Below are 16567 nucleotides of genomic sequence, written 5' to 3' on the forward strand. Positions count from 1 at the left end.
TTCGTTTAGCCATAAGCGCGCGCGAAGAACACGATCGTCGTCACGCCCGTCACCAGCAACGTCCACACGCGCACCGCGGATGCAGGCAATTTCTTGCCGATATGCGCGCCGGCCCAGCCGCCGAAGACCGATCCCGCCAGCATCGGCAGGCACGCGATCCAGCGCACCATACCGGCGGCGATGAACACGAATGCCGCGGCGAGATTGGCGATCGCCAGCATCAGCGTGCGCGGCGCGAACAATTCGCGCGGCGTGTGCCCGGCGAGCAGGCCATAGGTCGCCGTCGTCATCAGCCCGACCCCACCACCGAAATAGCCGCCATAGATGCCGAGCAGCATCTGCACGACCATCAGGCTGCCGCGCCCGATCGTCACGCGCTCGCGCAGCCAGGCCGCGGCGTGCTTGCCGAACGCCAGTACGACAAAGGCGTACAGCACCAGCCAGGGGATGATCACGTCGAACGCATGGCTGGGGGTCAGTACCAGCAGCACGCTCCCGGCCAGCCCACCGACGAAGGTGATCGCCGACAATATCCGGACCCCGACCCCGCCGACCGGCCCGAGCTCGTCGCGAAACGCCCAGGCGCTCATCCCCGCGCCTGGCAGCAAGGCGACGTTCGAGGTCGCGTTGGCGGCGTTGGCGGGAATTCCCAGCGCGAGCAGCGACGGCAAGGTCGCGAACGTCCCGCCCCCCGCCAGCGCATTCATCGCGCCGCCGACAGCGCCCGCGCCGAACGCGAAGAGGAGGGAAAGGGTCGGACTCATCGCCCGCTCCCTTGAAGCGTTGGCGGCAAAAGTCGAGATCGCAATCGCGTCAGGCCAAGGCGCGAACGCATCCCTGGCGAGGAAGGATCAACGCACTAACCCGGATCACGCCGCGGGCGGAGCGACCTGCATCGACCGCACCGGCGGCGTCCATTCGGCCTGATAGCTGATCGCCAGCGCCCATATCGCCAGGACCAGAATCACCAGCCAGGTGCCGAGCGCGCCGATCGTGCGCAACACGCTGGGCGCCGGGCGGACGATGCCGAAGGCGTGCGCCAGCCGCACCACGATGAACGTGGCGCCAACGATCCACAGCCACAGGCTCGGCCCGCTCGCCAGTTCGATCAACGCCATCAGGATCAGCACGGTCGGCGCATATTCGGTCAGATTGCCGTGCGCGCGGATCTTGGCGGTCATCGCCGCCTCGCCGCCATCGCCGAGCATGACCTTGCTGCTCACCCGATCGCGCCCGACGCCGAACGCCAGCCAGACGTTGATCAGCCCGGTCGCTGCCGCGATCACGAGCGTTACCGGTAATATCATGGCAATCCTCCCCTTGGTTTCCGTGGATGCGGCGTTTCGTTATTGCTCAGCCTTCATCCCGCCGCGCCGCCTTGGCCGCGCTCTCGACCTTGAGCGGGCGCGACACCGGGCAGACTTCCTGCAGATAGCCGTTCAGCGTGTTGGCCAGATTGTCCTCGACCAGCCGGTAATGGACATACTGACCGCGCTTCTCGCTCGTCACCAGCCCTGCATTCTCGAGCACGCTCAGATGCTGCGACACCGCGGGTTTGGAAATCTCGAAGCGCGCGGCGATCTCGCCCGCGGTCATTTCCGCCTTGGACAGATAGGCCAGGATCTTGCGGCGGGTGGTGGACGCCAGGGCTTCGAAGACGCGTTGCATGAATGCCTTATTAGGCGCTTGCTTAAATACTTTCCAGATGGCAATTAGGTAATTAAGGTACGGCTTAAATAATAGGGGTGTCGCCATGAGTCAGCGAGAGCATTGGGCCGATCACGATCGATGCGCGGTCAACTGGCTGGTCGAAACGCCGGGCGCCGACCCGTCGACCGGCCGCGTGCGCTGGGATCCGCTCCATTCGCTGTGGAATGGCGGCATGGCAGGCGTGGCGCTGATCGCCGGACCGCTGGTCGCGACGCCCGGCGCGCTGCTGCTGTTCGTCCTCACCACCGGCGGCGGCCTGTTGCTCGGCCATTCGGTCGGCTTTCACCGCCTGATGATCCATCGCAGCTTCCGGACCCCGCGCGCGATCGAATATTTCCTGGTCTGGTGCGGCACCGCGGTCGGGATGAGCGGCCCGTTCTGGATGATTCGCACCCACGATCTGCGCGACTGGGCGCAGCGCCAGGCGGATTGTCACGATTATCTCGCGCATCGCCGGCCGCCGCTGATCGATGCCTGGTGGCAATTGCATTGCCGGCTCGATCTCGCTCACCCGCCGGCTTATGACCTCGGCGCGCTCGAGCGGCAGGGTTTCTATCGGTTGCTCGATCGCTGGTGGATGGCGCAGCAGGTGCCGATCGCGCTCGCCTGCTGGGCAATTGCCGGCTGGTCCTGGGTGGTGTGGGGCGTCTGCGCGCGCGTCGCGATCTCGGTCCATGGTCATTGGCTGGTCGGCCATCTCGCGCATCGCCACGGCCCGCAATCCTGGCTGGTCGACGCGGCCGGCGTGCAGGCGCACGACGTGCCCTGGGCGGCGATCCCGACCATGGGCGAGGCATGGCACAACAATCACCACGCCTTTCCCGGCTCGGCGCGGATCGGGCTTTATCCGGGGCAGAGCGATTGGGGGTTCGTGCTGATCCGCCTGCTGCAACGGCTAGGACTCGCCTGGGACGTCTGCACACCCGACGCGCTGCCGTCGCGCGAGCGGCGGCTGACCGCGACGCCGCGCGGGTTGCAACGGCGCGCCAAATCGCTATAGGCGCACGCTTCGCGATGCATCCCGAGCCTTTGTACCGCGTGGCCGACCCGTCGGTTGCGCCGATAAACGTCCGGGCCTAGTCGTCTTGATCAATTCGATAGTTGAAGGTTGTCGCCGCAATGGCCGTTCCCAAGAAGAAAACCTCGCCCTCTCGCCGTGGCATGCGCCGCGCGCATGATGCGCTCTCGGTCGAGTCGTTCCAGGAGTGCCCGAATTGCGGCGAGCTCAAGCGTCCGCACAACCTCTGCCCGTCGTGCGGCCATTATAATGGCCGTGAGGTCGTCTCGGTCGAAGGCTGATCGGGGCCCAATTAGGGGGACTGTCGCGTGACCACCAACTCCTGGATCGCCATCGACGCGATGGGCGGTGACGAGGGGTTGGCGGTAATGTTGGCAGGCGTCGCGGAAGCGCGACGCCGGTTCGACGGCACGCATTTCTTCCTGGTCGGCGACGAGGCGAAGATCGCCGAGGGGTTGAAGAATCACCCCAATCTGACGGCGAATTCCGAAATCGTCCACGCGCCCGAGGTGATCAAGGGCGACGAAAAGCCCAGCGCCGCGCTGCGCCGCGCCAAGATCACATCGATGGGCGTCGCGATCGACCTGGTCAAACAGGGCCGCGCCGCCGCCGCCGTGTCGTCGGGAAATACCGGCGCACTGATGGCGATGGCCAAGGTCTCGCTGCGCACGATGAAGGGGATCGACCGCCCCGCGCTCGCCGGGCTGATGCCCAGCCTGGGCGCGAACGACACGGTTGTGCTCGATCTCGGCGCCAATACCGAGTGCGACGCGCGCAATTTGATGCAGTTCGCGGTGATGGGCGCGGCCTATGCCCGCACCCAGCTCGACCTCGCCAGCCCTCGCGTCGCGTTGCTCAACATCGGTACCGAGGACCAGAAGGGCACCGGTGAGATTCGCAACGCCGCCCAGGCACTGCGCGACGCGACCCACTTGCCGCTGACCTTTGCCGGCTTCATCGAGGGCGACAAATTGTCGCGCGGCGATGTCGACGTGATCGTGTGCGACGGCTTTTCCGGCAATATCGCGCTGAAGACCGCCGAGGGTACCGCCCGATTCGTCGCCGATTTGTTGCGCCGCGCATTCAGCAGTTCGGTGCGGTCGAAAATCGGCTTCCTGATCTCGCGCCCGGCGACCGAATTGTTGCGCCACCACCTCGATCCCAACAATCACAATGGCGCGGTCTTTCTCGGCCTCAACGGTCTCGTCGTGAAGAGCCATGGCGGCGCCAACGAAACCGGGGTCGCCAACGCGATCGCGGTGGCGGCGAAGAGCGTGCGCGACGACCTGGCGCGCAAGATCGCCGAGGATCTCAAATATTTCGAAGCGCATGAACCCGAAGGAGCAGTTGCGTGAGGCGTGCGGTCATCACCGGAACCGGGTCGGCGCTGCCGATGCGGCGCGTGTCGAACGCGGAACTCGCCGAGACCGTCGACACCAGCGACGAGTGGATCGTCGAGCGCACCGGTATCCGCTTCCGCTACATTGCCGGCCCTGACGAAACAACCGGCACGCTGGCCGCCGACGCGGCGCGCGCGGCGCTGACCGCAGCAGGCAAGGCGGCGGACGAGGTCGACCTGATCGTGCTCGCCACCGCGACTCCCGACCAGACCTTTCCGGCCACCGCGACCAAGGTCCAGGCGATGCTGGGGATCGACGATTGCGTCGCGTTCGACGTCGGCGCGGTGTGCTCGGGCTTCCTCTACGCGATCCAGGTCGCCGACAGCCTGATCAAGACCGGCAGCGCCAATTGCGCCCTGGTGATCGGCGCCGAGACGTTCAGCCGGATCCTCGATTGGGAAGACCGCACCACTTGCGTGCTGTTCGGCGACGGCGCCGGCGCGGTGGTGCTGGAGGCGCGGGACGTCGCCGAGGACGGCCCCGGTATCCTCGCCAGCCGGCTCCATGCCGATGGCCGCCACAATGAACTGCTCTATGTCGATGGCGGGCCGTCGACCACCGGCACGGTCGGCAAGGTGCGGATGAAGGGACGCGAAGTGTTCCGCCACGCGGTCAACAACCTCGCCAGCGTGATGGACGAATCGCTCGCCGCGGCGGGTCTGGTCCCCGGTGATGTCGACTGGGTCGTGCCGCACCAGGCCAATGCCCGCATCCTCGACGCGACCGCGCGCAAGCTCGGGCTGGCGGCCGGAAAGGTCGTCGTCACGGTCGACCAGCATGCCAATACCTCGGCCGCGTCGGTCCCGCTCGCGCTCGACACCGCGGTGCGTGACGGGCGGATCAAGCCGGGACAAATCGTCGTGCTCGAAGCGATGGGCGGGGGCTTCACCTGGGGCGCTGCGGTCGTCCGCATCTGAGGTCGGCCGGTCTGGCCATAGCCTTATTACGTCCGGTAACCGGTTCCGCGGTGCGAGCCCTGCCCCATAAAGGGTCACTAAGCCCATTTCATGCGTTCCTCCATTGTGTTACGGCAAGTTTCTGCCACGCAAGGGAGGGTGTGAATGGCAATTGTGGGTACGTTGACGCGGGCTGATCTGTCCGACGCGTTACAGCGTGAAGTGGGGTTATCCAGGGCCGATTCGGCCAAGTTGGTCGAGGAAATCCTGGATCACATGTGCGACGCGCTGGCGCGTGGCGAAAACGTCAAGATTTCGGGCTTCGGTACCTTCGTCCTGCGCGACAAGGGTCAGCGAATCGGCCGCAATCCCAAGACCGGTGTGGAAGTGCCGATCGCGCCGCGGCGCGTGCTGACCTTCCGCGCCAGTCAGATGATGCGCGACCGCATCGTCGACGCGGGCTGACGGAGCAGCGCATGGCCGCGCTCGGTAAGGCGGCTGGCGCATTCCGTACGATTGGCGAGGTGTCGCAAGACACTGGATTGCCCCAGCATATCCTGCGCTATTGGGAAACGCGCTTCGCACAATTGCGTCCGCTGCAGCGCGCCGGCAAGCGCCGTTATTACCGGCCAGAGGATGTCGCGCTGATCCGGCGGATCGACGACCTGCTCAACCAGCAGGGCTATACGATCCGCGGCGTGCAAAAACTGCTGGCGAGCGAGGGGCGCGGGGGAGCGGCGGCTACGGTCGAGGCGACACCTGCGGCTCCTGTTGCGCCTGTTCCAGTGTTGGGGTCACCCGTGGATTTGAGCGCGCTCCGAGCGATTCGCAACCTATTGGCGGGTGCGCTCGAGGGGTAGGCTCGCCGCCTCCAATTTCCGCCATCCCCGCTTTCGCGGGGATGGCGGCCTATGGAAGCGCCGCGGTCGGTAGCCTTACCGCGCCCGCAACCCATCGCGCAGCATTTCAGCGACGATGTCCGCCACCGCTTCCGGCGTGCGATCCTCATCCCACACCCCATAACGCAGCCCGAGAAACACGTTCATCCCCATTACTGCCCAAGCGTGGATATCGGAGACGTCGTCGCGGATCTCCCCGCGCTCGGCGCCCGCCTTCAGCCGCTGCTCGATACGCTCAGCGGTGGTCGCGTAATGCGCGCGGAAGCTGGCCGGGTCGACGAACTCGGCCTCGTCGATGATGCGGTAGATCTCCTTGTGGCCACGCACGAACTCGAGGAAGCTCAATAGGCCGGCGCGCTCGGCGGCGATCTGGTCGGGCGCGGCGCGAATCGCCGGGGCGACGGTGTCGCGGACCTGATCGGACATGTCGCGGACCAGCGCGCGGAAGATCGCATCCTTCGAATCGAAGTACGTGTAGAAACTGCCCAACGCGACACCGGCGCGGCGCGTGATCCCGCTGATCGACCCGTCGTGAAATCCCTTTTCGCCGAATTCGACCGCCGCGGCATCGAGCAGCGCGCGCAGCGTTCGCCGCCCGCGCTCGGTGCGCGGCGCCTTTCCCGCGCTGGCAACGGCATCGAGCCCACGGGCACCGGCACCGCCGGTCCCGACGACAGGCGTTGCAGTTGAGCCACGCTGGACCATTCTTTTCGCCTCCCCATCAACCGGCAAGTTGAAACCCGGTTCAGGTTTCAGTATAGGCCGGATCAACAAGCGTTCAACCGGGTCGTTTCCCGTACGGACGATAGACCATTGGGAGGGTTTGAAGGGATGATCCGTCACCGTCACGCACGCGCACTCTATATCGGGGTCGCCGCCGCCGCCTTGTTCGCCAGCCCGGCCTTCGCGCAGGACACGCCGGCGGCGCAGCCGGTCGCGGACGATGTCCAGGCGAACGCCGACGCACCGGCCGATATCGTCGTCACCGCGCGCCGCCGCTCGGAAACCCTGCTCAACGTGCCGATCGCGGTGACCGCGTTCACCGCCGACAAGCTCGACAAGATGGGCGCGGTCGACCTGACCGACATCCAGAACACCACGCCGAACACGACGATCAAGGATGCGCGCGGCACCAATTCGACGCTCGCCGCCTTCATCCGCGGCGTCGGTCAGCAGGATCCGGTTCCGGGCTTCGAGGCGGGTGTCGGCATCTATCTCGACGACGTCTATCTCAATCGTCCGCAAGCCGCGGTGCTCGACATCTATGACGTCGAGCGGATCGAGGTGCTGCGTGGGCCGCAGGGCACGCTTTATGGTCGCAACACGATCGGCGGCGCGATCAAATATGTCACGCGCCGGCTGCCCGATCATTTCGAAGTCGCCGCGCGCGGTACCTATGGCTCGTACAACCAGGCCGACGGGATCGTCAGCCTGTCGGCGCCGATCGGGTCGATGCTCCGGGTCGGCGTGTCGGGCGCGCGGCTGACTCGCGACGGGTTCGGCCGCAACCGCAATCTCGGCATCGACAATTACAACAAGAACATCTGGGCGGGCCGCGGCACGATCGAGTTCGAAACGCCCGACAGCCGCCTGCTCGTCCGCATCACCGGCGATTACACTCACGACAAATCGGCGCCGCGCAACGGCCATCGCCTGTTCGCCGGCAAGCTGACCGGGTCGCCGGTGCTCGACAATGTCTATGACACCAATGCCGGGCTCAATTTCCCCAAACAGGATATCCAGGCCGGCGGCCTGTCGATGACCGCGACCGCCAAGCTGACCGACAATCTGACCTTCAAGTCGATCAGCGCCTGGCGCAAGGACCGCAGCTTCACCCCGATCGACTTCGATTCGACGCCGTCGGTCGATGTCGACGTGCCCGCGGTCTATCGCAACGAACAGACCAGCCAGGAATTCCAGTTCCAATGGTCGAGCAGCAAGGTCAACGGCATCGTCGGCTTCTATTATCTCGGCGCCAAGGCCTCGACCGCGTTCGACGTGCTGCTCAACACCACGCTGGCCAATCTCGATGCCTATACCGCCGGCGACGTGCGGACCGAGACCTCGTCCATCTATGGCGACTTCACCTTTGACTTCACCCCGCAGCTGAGCCTGTCGCTCGGTGGGCGCTATACCTGGGATCAACGCCAGTCGTTCGTCTACAAGGCGAACTTCCTCGGCGGGCCGCTTTATGGCGCGACCAGCGAGTTCGGTGGCAATCCGACGCTCAACCTCGGTGCGTCGACCAACTTCCGCGGAGAGGCGAACTTCAAGCGCTTCACGCCGCGTGCCAGCCTCTCGTTCAAGCCCAGCGCCGATCACATGTTCTACGTGTCCTATTCGGAAGGCTTCAAGGGCGGCGGGTTCGATCCGCGCGGCTCGGGCACCTCGGCGCCGATCAGCAATCCGGCGGCCGGCCGGACCTATCAGGACATCTATAACTACCTCTCGTTCGATCCCGAATCGGTCAAGAGCTACGAAATCGGCTGGAAGGGGTCGGCGTTCGACAAGCGGCTGACCTGGGCACTCGACGGCTTCTATTCCGACTATACCAACGTCCAGATCCCGGGTTCGGTGGCCTGCACGATCGGCGGTGTGGCTAGCTTCTGCGGCATCACGACCAACGCGGCGAAGGCCAAGATCAAGGGCGTCGAACTCGAGACCAATGCCATTCTGGCGCGCGATTTCGCTGGCCCGCGGTCGAACATCACGCTCAGCGGCACGCTTGGCTATATCGACCCGCAGTACAAACATTATATCGGCCCGACCGGTGCCGAGGTGTCGCAATATCGCCAGTTCCAGAACACGCCCAAATGGACGGTGTCGGGAACGCTCAGCGGGACGGTGCCGGTGGCCAGCGGCGATCTCAACGCCTCGACCACGGTGTCGTATCGCAGCCTGACGCATCAGTTCGAGGTGGCGAGCCCGTTCCTCGACCAGCCCGGCTACACGTTGTGGGACGCCAACCTGACCTACAGCTTCGGGTCGAAGCGGCAATATTCGTTCGGCGTGCACGCCAAGAACATCACCGATGTCCGCTACAAGACCAGCGGCTATCAGTATCTGGCGGCGAATGCGGCAACCGGGCAGATTCTCTACACCCCGACCGGTGGCGTCACCCCGACGCTCGGCAAGGAAGGCATCGCCACCGCTTTCTACGGCAATCCGCGCCAGGTGTTCGGAACCTTCTCGCTCAAATTCTGATGGCAGGGTAAAAGGGGGATGAGCCGGGTGCGCCAGCGTGCCCGGCTCGTTTCATAATAGGAGGGGCGCGATGACGAACAGGGCCGAGCGGCCGGGCTATCCGGCGTTGGTGCTGACGATGCTGCTGGTCGTCTATACGTTCAACTTCCTCGACCGGCAGATCCTCGGCATCCTGGCCAAGCCGATCCAGGCCAGCCTCCAGTTGAGCGATGCCCAGTTCGGCGCGATCGGCGGGACCGCTTTCGCGATCCTCTATTCCGTCCTTGGTGTGCCGCTCGCCTTGCTCGCCGATCGCGTCGGCAAGACCCGGGTGATCGCCGGATCTTTGGTGGTGTGGAGCGGGTTCACCGCCTTGTGCGGCACCGCGACCGGTTTCTGGTCGCTCTTCCTCTCCCGCCTTGGCGTCGGGGTCGGCGAAGCGGGCGGGGTCGCGCCATCCTATGCGCTGATCGCCGATTACTTCCCGGTCGAGCGCCGCGCCCGCGCGCTCGCTATCTATTCGATGGGCATTCCGATCGGGCTCGGTTCTGGGGTGCTGCTCGGCGCCTATATCGCCGCGTTGGTCGACTGGCAGACCGCGTTCATTACCGTCGGCGTCGCCGGTATCCTGGTCGCGCCGGTCTTCCTGTGGCTTGTCCGCGATCGCCCGCGGCCGGCCCCAGTCGCCGAAGCCGATGCGGTGCCGGTATTGGCGGTGATCCCGATCCTTGCCCGCAAGCCGGCTTATTGGCTGTTGTCGATCGGTGCCGGGTGCAGCTCGATGGCGGGCTATGGCCTGGCTTTGTGGGTGCCCAAGATCATCGCGGTCCATTACGGCTGGACCTCCAATCACGACCTGATCAAGGTCGGCCAGTTCATGGGCTCGCTGCTGCTGATCGGCGGGACCACCGGCATTTTTCTCGGTGGCGTGTTCGCCGACCGGCTCGGCACGGTCGACCGCGCCTGGTATGCGCGCTTGCCCGCCATCGCCTGGCTGATCACCGCGCCGACTTTCATGCTCGGGCTGTTCACGCCCTATCCGATGTTCGCCTGGTTCCTGCTCTTGATCCCCAACGCGCTCAACACGCTGTGGCTCGGTCCGATCGTCACCGCTGCCCAGCATCTGGCGCCGTCGCGAATGCGCGCGAGCGCGTCGGGCAGCTTCCTGCTGGTCAACAATCTGCTCGGCCTTGGTCTCGGGCCGCTATTGATGGGCACGCTGTCGGATGCGCTGAAGGCGAGCTACGGTGTCGATTCGCTACGCTACGCCGCGATCATCGGGGTCAGCTTGTACCTCGTCGCCGCCTTGCTCGCGTTCCTCGCGATCAAGCCGCTCAAGCGCGGCTGGGTCGAGGCGACGGACTGATCTTTACATCACGCTCTGGCCCAACGTCGCCGGGATCAGCCCGCGCAGGGCGTTGCCGACGAAGAAACCGTGAGTGAGATCGGCACGCGTCAGCGTCGCTTCGACGGCGCGGCCGCTCTCGATCAGCTCGGCGCGCAATATGCCGGGAAGCAGTCCGGCACTGAGCGGCGGGGTCAGCAGCACGCCGTCGCGCTCGACGAACAGATTGGTGAAGCTGCCTTCGGTCAGCTGGCCGTCGACCTCGAACACCGTCTCGAACCCCTGACGCGCGTCGTCATAAAAGGCGCGGTCGCTGGTCTTGTGGCGCAGGCGGAAATCGTCGGGCGCGACCGGCAGCGGCGCGATCGTCACCGCGACTGGCGTCTCGGGCATCGCCGGGATCGGCGCGACCTCGATCGCGACTGCGCCCGACGGCGCCAATAGCAAGCGGATGCGGGACGCCCCGCGCAGCCGGAAAGTCGCCGCCTGGAGTTCGTTGCGCGCGGCATGACGATCGAACGCGTAACCGAAGGCGGTCGCGCTCGCCTTCATCCGTGCGAGATGGCGTTCGAGCAAGGCGATCCCCTCGATCGGATCGAACGCCATCGTCTCGATCAGGTCGAAGCGGCGGGCGCCGGCGCCGACGAACGCGGTCTTGGCCTGCGCCTCGTCCCATTCCTCGCCCATCCGCGAATCGGCGACGATGCCGCCGCCCGCGCCCAGCAGCGCATGGTCCGCCCCATTCTCGATTACCAAGGTCCGTATCGCCACATTGAACATCGCCCCGCCGGCCGCATCGAACCGACCGATCGCGCCGGTATAGGGCCCTCGCGGCGCGCTGCCCATCTCGATCCCGGCCAGCGCCTCGATCGCGCGGATCTTGGGCGCGCCGGTGATCGATCCGCACGGGAACAACGCCGCCAGCACATCGATCGCATCCTGGTCGGGCGCCAGCGTCGCGGTGACGGTCGAGGTCATCGTGTGGATGGTCGGATAGGTTTCGACCGCGAACAATTCGGGCACCGCGACGCTGGCCGGTTCGGCGACGCGCGACAGATCGTTCCGCAGCAGGTCGACGATCATCAGATTCTCGGCGCGCTGCTTGGCATCGCCGCGCAGTTCCGCCGCGAACGCGCGGTCCTCCTCGGGCGTTTCGCCGCGCCGCGCGGTGCCCTTCATCGGCCGCGTGGTCAGCCGGCCGCCGTCGAGCGCGAAGAACAATTCGGGCGACAGCGACAGCAGCCAATCGTGCCCGGTCCACACCACCGCGCCATAGCCGGCGCGCGCGCTGCCCCGCAGCCGCGCATAAGCGGCGAGCGGATCGCCGGCGATCGGCACGCGCGCGCGAAAGCTCAGATTGGCCTGATAGAGATCGCCCGCCTCGATCAGCGCATGCACCTCGGCGAAGCGATCGGCATAAGTATCGCGGTCGATATCGGGCACCGGCGTGCCGAGCCAGGCGGCGGCGGGGTCGGGCAGCCAGGATGCGACGTCGCCGGTCGCGATCTCGTCGAACCGCTCGAACAGGCCGAACCATAATAAGGGCGTCCCGGCCTGCGGCAGCGCGCCGACCACCGGTTCGAACGCGCTTGCCGCTTCATAGGCCAGGAACCCGGCGGCATGGAGCCCGCGATGCCGCGCCGCACGCAGCCGCTCGAGCGCCGGCTTGACCGCGGCGATGTCGCGCGCCTCGACAATCTCGACCGGCGCGCGATAGAGCCGCGCGGGAGCGGCACCGCTCGCGCGGGCGTCATCGAGCAGAACGAAAGGGCGGTCGCGGCGGATCACTATGCCGCTGATGCAACCGGGCAAGGGGCTTCGGCAACCCCAAGCTTTGCCGCGACGGCGTCACGCGCCGTCGCGATCCGCTTGCGACAGGGCATTGCCCGTCGCGAATACAGACCTTAGGTCACCGCAATGGCCAGCACCGCGCAGCCGCTTCGCGCGGCGATCATCCCCGTCACGCCGCTCCAGCAGAATTGCACCTTGTTATGGTGCACCAGGACGATGCGCGGCGCATTCGTCGATCCCGGCGGTGACTTGCCCTTGCTCAAGTCGCAGATGGAAAAGCACGACGTCACGATCGAGAAGATCCTGGTGACGCATGGCCATTTCGATCATTGCGGTGGCGCGGCGCAGCTCGCCGAGGATCTCGGCGTCCAGATCGAGGGCCCGCATCCCGAGGACATGTTCCTGCTCGAAAAGCTCGACGAGGATGGGTTGCGCTACGGCGTGCCCGGCCGCTCGTTCGTGCCGTCGCGCTGGCTCGACCAGGGCGACACGGTCACCGTTGGCGAGGTCGAGTTCGCGGTCCACCACACGCCCGGGCACACGCCCGGCCATGTCGTGTTCCACAATGCCGAATCGAAACTGGCGATCGTCGGCGACGTGCTGTTCCGCGGATCGATCGGCCGCACCGATTTTCCGCGCGGCAATCACCAGGAATTGATCAACTCGATCGTCACGCGGCTGTGGCCAATGGGCGACGACACCTTCTTCCTGCCCGGCCATGGCGACCCAAGCACGTTCGGCCAGGAACGCCAGTCGAACCCGTTCGTCGCTGATTCGGTGATCGCCTGACGTTCTTCCCCGAGGGTCAGAGACCGTTTGAAAACTCGCGGTAGAGCGAGTTTTAAGCCGGTGCCGCGAAATGCGCCCGCGGCGCATTTCCAAACAGACTCTCAGCCCAGCGCGGCGAGCTTTTCCTCGGCGAGGCGGTCTAGTTCCGCCCGGCTCTTCTTCTCCGACGCGGTCTTGAGCTGGCCGCAGGCCGCATCGATGTCGCGGCCGCGCGGCGTGCGGACCGGCGCCGAGATACCGGCCTCGAAGATGATGTCGCTGAACCGGCGCACGCGCTCGGGCGTCGACGTGTCGTAGGGCGCGCCGGGCCAGGGATTGAACGGGATCAGATTGACCTTGGCCGGCAATTTGTACTTGCGGATCAGCCGGACCAGCTCGTGCGCTTCCTCGTCGCTGTCGTTCTTGTCCTTGAGCATCACATATTCGAACGTGATGCGTCGCGCATTGTTGGCGCCGGGATAATCGGCGCACGCCTGGAGCAACTCCTCGATCCCGTATTTGCGGTTGATCGGGACGATCTCGTCGCGGATTTCCTTGGTGACAGCGTGGAGCGAGACGGCAAGGTTGACCCCGATCTCGGCACCCGCACGCGCCATCATCGGCACCACGCCAGAGGTCGACAGCGTGATGCGGCGCTTGCTGAGCGCGAGCCCATCGCCGTCCATCACGACATGCAACGCGTCGCGGACATTGTCGAAATTGTAGAGCGGCTCGCCCATCCCCATCATCACGATGTTGGTGAGCATGCGTCCCTCGGGCTGCGACGGCCATTCGCCGAGCGCGTCGCGCGCCAGCATGACCTGGCCGACGATTTCCTGCGCCGTCAGGTTGCGCACCAGCCGCATCGTGCCGGTGTGGCAGAAGCGGCAATTGAGCGTGCAGCCGACCTGGCTCGACACGCACAGGGTCCCGCGATCGGCGTCGGGGATGAACACCATCTCGTAATCCTGGCCGTCGGGCCCGCGCAGCAGCCATTTGCGCGTGCCGTCGGTCGACACCTGCGCCTCGATCACTTCGGGCCGGCCGACGACGAAGCGCTCGACCAGCCAGGGATGCTGCGCCTTGGCGATGTCGGTCATCGCGGCGAAGTCGGTCGCGCCGCGATTGTAGATCCAGTGCCAGATCTGCTTGGCGCGCAATTTCGCCTGCTTGGCGTCCATGCCCGCGGCGAGCAACGCCTCGCGCAACTCGGCCTTGGACAGGCCGACCAGGTCGACACGCCCATCCTCGCGCGCCACCGTCTGGCGAGGCACGGGCACGGGATCGATGTGCCCCGGAATGGGCATGAGGGCGGCCGACTCTGTCTGCATGGCGCCGCACATAGGGGAAAAGGGCGCGATTTGCTAGGTGGGCAACTACACCGTGCCGACATGTGGACTAATCCTCCCCGTAAACGGGGAGGATTGGTGCTGGCCGCTACGCTCACGCCTGAATGTCGGTGCCTCCTAGGGCGTTATGCGGCGTCGACAGGTGAAGTCGTAAGCAGGGCTCCACGTCTCGTCACCGCCATCAAGTCAGTTGCAGCCGAGCGCCTTGAGGCTGGTCGCCATCGCGACGTCGAGCGGGGTGTGCTGCTCCGGCCCGATCGCGGCGACCAGGTCGTCATTGTCGAGCCGCACCGGATGTTCCCAGAACGGGCGCATCTCGACCATTTCCTTCATCGTCGGATTGAACAGCCCGATCAGCGGGAGCAATGCCCAAGGCATCCGCCAGGTCTTGACCGGCCGGCCCACCGCCTGCGCGATCGCGCCGGTGATGCGCGTGCCGTCGTCATCCCAGACGCCGGCGAAGTGATAGCGGGCGAACCGCGGCAACGCGTCGCTCTTGTCGAGCAGCCGCGCGAACGTCTCGCCGACATCGGGCAGATAGGCCCAGGCGTGCCCGATCCCCGCCTTGCCCGGCACCATCACCCGGCCGACCGGCTTGCCCGGCGTGACCAGGCCTTGGCTCAGCCAGCTATTGCCCGGGCGCGGCCCGAAAAAGTCGCCGGCGCGCAGGATCACCGCTTTCACACCCGATTGCTGAATCGCGCGCTCCATTTGGACGCGGATCGCGCCCTTTCTGGTGTTCGGATGCTGCGGACTGTCGGGCGCGATCACCGGCGAGGTGCGCGGATCGTAATTGTAGATCGTGCCGGGGAGCGCGAGCCGGGCATCGTTCGCCCGCGCCGCCGCGATGCTGTTGTCGAGCATCGGCATGGCGAGCTTTTCCCAATCGCGATAGCCCGGCGGGTTGACGGCATGGACGATCGCATCCACGCCTTCCGCCGCCGCCAGCACCGCCGCGCGATCCATCGCATCGCCGATCCGCCAGTCGATGCCGTCGCCCTCGCGCGGCGAGCGCGCCAGTCCGCGTACCGCCCAGCCATGCGCGATCAGCGCCCGCGCCGTCTCTCCGCCAACCCCGCCGGTCGCGCCCAATACCAGAACCGTCTTCGCCATTTTCCGTCTCCGCGATTTGATGACGGGGATATCGGCCAGTCGGCACTTGAATAAAATTGTCGCGATGTGACGACCGGCCTATACAAATTTGATGAGCGACGATTGGGAACGTCACCGCGCCTTCCTGGCGGTGCTGCGCGAAGGCAGTCTGTCTGGCGCGGCACGATGGCTGGCGCTGGCGCAGCCGACGGTGAGGCGCCGGATCGCGGACCTAGAGGCGGGGCTCGGCGTCGCCTTGTTCACCCGCGCGCCTGACGGGCTGGTGCCGACCGAGGCCGCGCTTGGCCTGCGCCAGCATGCCGAGGCGATGGAAATCGCCGCCGCCGCCTTTGCCCGCGGCGCGACGCAGGGGAGCGAGGTCGCCGGATTGGTCCGCGTGTCGGCGAGCGAAGTGATCTCGGTCGAGATATTGCCGCCGATCCTCGCCGATCTGCGCCGGCGCCATCCGCGGCTGGTGGTCGCGCTCAGCCCGAACAATCGCAACGAGGATTTGTTGCGGCGCGAGGCCGATGTCGCGGTCAGGATGGTACGGCCGGCGCAAGGCGCGCTGGTCGCGCGCCGGATCGGCGATATCCATGTCGGGCTGCACGTCCGCGCCGACCTGATCGCCGGGCGGCCGGCGCCCGCGACTTTCGAGGAGGTTATCGCGTTCGGGCTGATCGGAGTCGAGAACGACAACGCCGTGACCCGCGCGATGCGCGCTGGTGGCATCCCGATCCGGGTCGAGGATTTCGCGTTTCGGACCGACAGCGACCTCGCGCAAATGGCGGCGTTACGCGCGGGGCTGGGGATCGGCGTGTGCCAGGTGCCGCTGGCGGCGCGCGATCCGGCCTTGGTCCGCATCCTGCCCGACGCGTTCAGCCATCCGCTCGACACCTGGGTAGTGATGCATGAGGATTTGCGTACGTCCGCCCCGGTGCGCGCGGTGTTCGACGCGCTGGTGGCGGGGTTGCAGGATTATCTCGGCTCGGGAAAGGCCTGAGGCGAGGGGATGCAGTGCGATCGGCGCAATCTCCTCTCCCATTGGGAGAGGAAGGGGCCCGCTCGGCATAGCCGAGTGGGAAGGTGAGGGCAGGTGCGGAGGGATAGCGCTGC

17 protein-coding genes are annotated in these 16567 nt (G+C 66.2%); 10 read left to right on the plus strand and 7 right to left on the minus strand.

The window, feature by feature from the left end; genetic code table 11:
* Positions 1-5: 5 nt before the first annotated feature.
* From AC1DQQ_RS11415 to AC1DQQ_RS11425, 3 genes are all read right to left on the minus strand, one after another.
* Entirely contained in the window at positions 6-764 is a 759-nt protein-coding gene (locus AC1DQQ_RS11415; RefSeq protein WP_478033181.1) for a sulfite exporter TauE/SafE family protein, read from the minus strand.
* A 105-nt stretch (positions 765-869) separates the two neighbouring features.
* Complete coding sequence (locus AC1DQQ_RS11420) at positions 870-1307, minus strand: MAPEG family protein (RefSeq protein WP_478045226.1); 438 nt, start codon at positions 1305-1307, stop codon at positions 870-872.
* Positions 1308-1353: 46 nt separating this feature from the next.
* Positions 1354-1668, minus strand: a complete 315-nt coding sequence (locus tag AC1DQQ_RS11425; protein ID WP_066827055.1) for a metalloregulator ArsR/SmtB family transcription factor — start codon at positions 1666-1668, stop codon at positions 1354-1356.
* A gap of 85 nt (positions 1669-1753) precedes the next feature.
* Between AC1DQQ_RS11425 and AC1DQQ_RS11430 the strand changes: the two genes are divergently transcribed.
* From AC1DQQ_RS11430 to AC1DQQ_RS11455, 6 genes are all read left to right on the plus strand, one after another.
* Positions 1754-2710 carry an acyl-CoA desaturase gene (locus AC1DQQ_RS11430; protein ID WP_478045228.1) on the plus strand — a complete coding sequence of 319 codons (957 nt, stop codon included), beginning with the start codon at positions 1754-1756 and terminating at the stop codon, positions 2708-2710.
* A 119-nt stretch (positions 2711-2829) separates the two neighbouring features.
* Positions 2830-3009: a 50S ribosomal protein L32 gene (rpmF, locus tag AC1DQQ_RS11435; RefSeq protein ID WP_066804991.1), complete on the plus strand. Its 180-nt coding sequence runs from the start codon at positions 2830-2832 to the stop codon at positions 3007-3009.
* Between the two features lie 27 nt (positions 3010-3036).
* Positions 3037-4083, plus strand: a complete 1047-nt coding sequence (gene plsX, locus AC1DQQ_RS11440; protein ID WP_478033176.1) for a phosphate acyltransferase PlsX — start codon at positions 3037-3039, stop codon at positions 4081-4083.
* Positions 4080-5045 carry a beta-ketoacyl-ACP synthase III gene (locus tag AC1DQQ_RS11445; protein ID WP_478041393.1) on the plus strand — a complete coding sequence of 322 codons (966 nt, stop codon included), beginning with the start codon at positions 4080-4082 and terminating at the stop codon, positions 5043-5045. The genes plsX and AC1DQQ_RS11445 overlap by 4 nt, the downstream gene beginning before the upstream one ends.
* A 144-nt stretch (positions 5046-5189) precedes the next feature.
* On the plus strand, positions 5190-5489 hold the full coding sequence (locus tag AC1DQQ_RS11450; RefSeq protein WP_478033173.1) for an integration host factor subunit alpha: 300 nt from the start codon (positions 5190-5192) through the stop codon (positions 5487-5489).
* Positions 5490-5500: 11 nt separating this feature from the next.
* Positions 5501-5884: a MerR family transcriptional regulator gene (locus AC1DQQ_RS11455; RefSeq protein WP_478045230.1), complete on the plus strand. Its 384-nt coding sequence runs from the start codon at positions 5501-5503 to the stop codon at positions 5882-5884.
* Positions 5885-5959: 75 nt separating this feature from the next.
* Here the strand turns inward: AC1DQQ_RS11455 and AC1DQQ_RS11460 are convergent, their stop codons facing one another.
* On the minus strand, positions 5960-6628 hold the full coding sequence (locus tag AC1DQQ_RS11460; protein ID WP_478045231.1) for a TetR/AcrR family transcriptional regulator: 669 nt from the start codon (positions 6626-6628) through the stop codon (positions 5960-5962).
* 126 nt (positions 6629-6754) lie between these two features.
* Between AC1DQQ_RS11460 and AC1DQQ_RS11465 the strand changes: the two genes are divergently transcribed.
* Positions 6755-9127, plus strand: coding sequence for a TonB-dependent receptor (locus AC1DQQ_RS11465; protein WP_478045232.1), 2373 nt, complete (start codon positions 6755-6757; stop codon positions 9125-9127).
* 70 nt (positions 9128-9197) lie between these two features.
* A complete protein-coding gene (locus AC1DQQ_RS11470) occupies positions 9198-10472 on the plus strand; it encodes a spinster family MFS transporter (protein WP_478045234.1) in 1275 nt (424 codons plus the stop codon).
* A gap of 3 nt (positions 10473-10475) precedes the next feature.
* On the opposite strand, the gene pabB is transcribed toward AC1DQQ_RS11470, so the two are convergent.
* Positions 10476-12242 carry an aminodeoxychorismate synthase component I gene (gene pabB / locus AC1DQQ_RS11475; protein WP_478045287.1) on the minus strand — a complete coding sequence of 589 codons (1767 nt, stop codon included), beginning with the start codon at positions 12240-12242 and terminating at the stop codon, positions 10476-10478.
* A 126-nt stretch (positions 12243-12368) separates the two neighbouring features.
* Here pabB and AC1DQQ_RS11480 point away from each other — a divergent pair, with 126 nt between their 5' ends.
* The gene (locus AC1DQQ_RS11480) at positions 12369-13031 is read left to right on the plus strand and encodes an MBL fold metallo-hydrolase (RefSeq protein WP_478033165.1); all 663 of its coding nucleotides are present in this window, start codon (positions 12369-12371) and stop codon (positions 13029-13031) included.
* A gap of 101 nt (positions 13032-13132) precedes the next feature.
* On the opposite strand, the gene rlmN is transcribed toward AC1DQQ_RS11480, so the two are convergent.
* Positions 13133-14317 (minus strand): dual-specificity RNA methyltransferase RlmN, encoded by a 1185-nt coding sequence (rlmN, locus tag AC1DQQ_RS11485; protein ID WP_478033164.1) that lies wholly within the window; start codon positions 14315-14317, stop codon positions 13133-13135.
* 228 nt (positions 14318-14545) lie between these two features.
* Positions 14546-15472 carry an NAD-dependent epimerase/dehydratase family protein gene (locus tag AC1DQQ_RS11490; RefSeq protein WP_478033163.1) on the minus strand — a complete coding sequence of 309 codons (927 nt, stop codon included), beginning with the start codon at positions 15470-15472 and terminating at the stop codon, positions 14546-14548.
* 91 nt (positions 15473-15563) lie between these two features.
* Between AC1DQQ_RS11490 and AC1DQQ_RS11495 the strand changes: the two genes are divergently transcribed.
* Complete coding sequence (locus AC1DQQ_RS11495) at positions 15564-16454, plus strand: LysR family transcriptional regulator (RefSeq protein WP_478041389.1); 891 nt, start codon at positions 15564-15566, stop codon at positions 16452-16454.
* Positions 16455-16567: the final 113 nt, after the last annotated feature.

Source organism: Sphingomonas sp. P4_G3 (assembly GCF_056401105.1).

What these genes read in the sequence shown, in the direction of transcription:
- AC1DQQ_RS11415 (WP_478033181.1), bottom strand. Translation starts at nt 764, where the DNA reads ATGAGTCCGACCCTTTCCCTCCTCTTCGCGTTCGGCGCGGGCGCTGTC.
- AC1DQQ_RS11420 (WP_478045226.1), bottom strand. Translation starts at nt 1,307, where the DNA reads ATGATATTACCGGTAACGCTCGTGATCGCGGCAGCGACCGGGCTGATC.
- AC1DQQ_RS11425 (WP_066827055.1), bottom strand. Translation starts at nt 1,668, where the DNA reads ATGCAACGCGTCTTCGAAGCCCTGGCGTCCACCACCCGCCGCAAGATC.
- AC1DQQ_RS11430 (WP_478045228.1), top strand. Translation starts at nt 1,754, where the DNA reads ATGAGTCAGCGAGAGCATTGGGCCGATCACGATCGATGCGCGGTCAAC.
- rpmF (WP_066804991.1), top strand. Translation starts at nt 2,830, where the DNA reads ATGGCCGTTCCCAAGAAGAAAACCTCGCCCTCTCGCCGTGGCATGCGC.
- AC1DQQ_RS11450 (WP_478033173.1), top strand. Translation starts at nt 5,190, where the DNA reads ATGGCAATTGTGGGTACGTTGACGCGGGCTGATCTGTCCGACGCGTTA.
- AC1DQQ_RS11455 (WP_478045230.1), top strand. Translation starts at nt 5,501, where the DNA reads ATGGCCGCGCTCGGTAAGGCGGCTGGCGCATTCCGTACGATTGGCGAG.
- AC1DQQ_RS11460 (WP_478045231.1), bottom strand. Translation starts at nt 6,628, where the DNA reads ATGGTCCAGCGTGGCTCAACTGCAACGCCTGTCGTCGGGACCGGCGGT.
- AC1DQQ_RS11465 (WP_478045232.1), top strand. Translation starts at nt 6,755, where the DNA reads ATGATCCGTCACCGTCACGCACGCGCACTCTATATCGGGGTCGCCGCC.
- AC1DQQ_RS11470 (WP_478045234.1), top strand. Translation starts at nt 9,198, where the DNA reads ATGACGAACAGGGCCGAGCGGCCGGGCTATCCGGCGTTGGTGCTGACG.
- AC1DQQ_RS11480 (WP_478033165.1), top strand. Translation starts at nt 12,369, where the DNA reads ATGGCCAGCACCGCGCAGCCGCTTCGCGCGGCGATCATCCCCGTCACG.
- rlmN (WP_478033164.1), bottom strand. Translation starts at nt 14,317, where the DNA reads ATGCCCATTCCGGGGCACATCGATCCCGTGCCCGTGCCTCGCCAGACG.
- AC1DQQ_RS11490 (WP_478033163.1), bottom strand. Translation starts at nt 15,472, where the DNA reads ATGGCGAAGACGGTTCTGGTATTGGGCGCGACCGGCGGGGTTGGCGGA.
- AC1DQQ_RS11495 (WP_478041389.1), top strand. Translation starts at nt 15,564, where the DNA reads ATGAGCGACGATTGGGAACGTCACCGCGCCTTCCTGGCGGTGCTGCGC.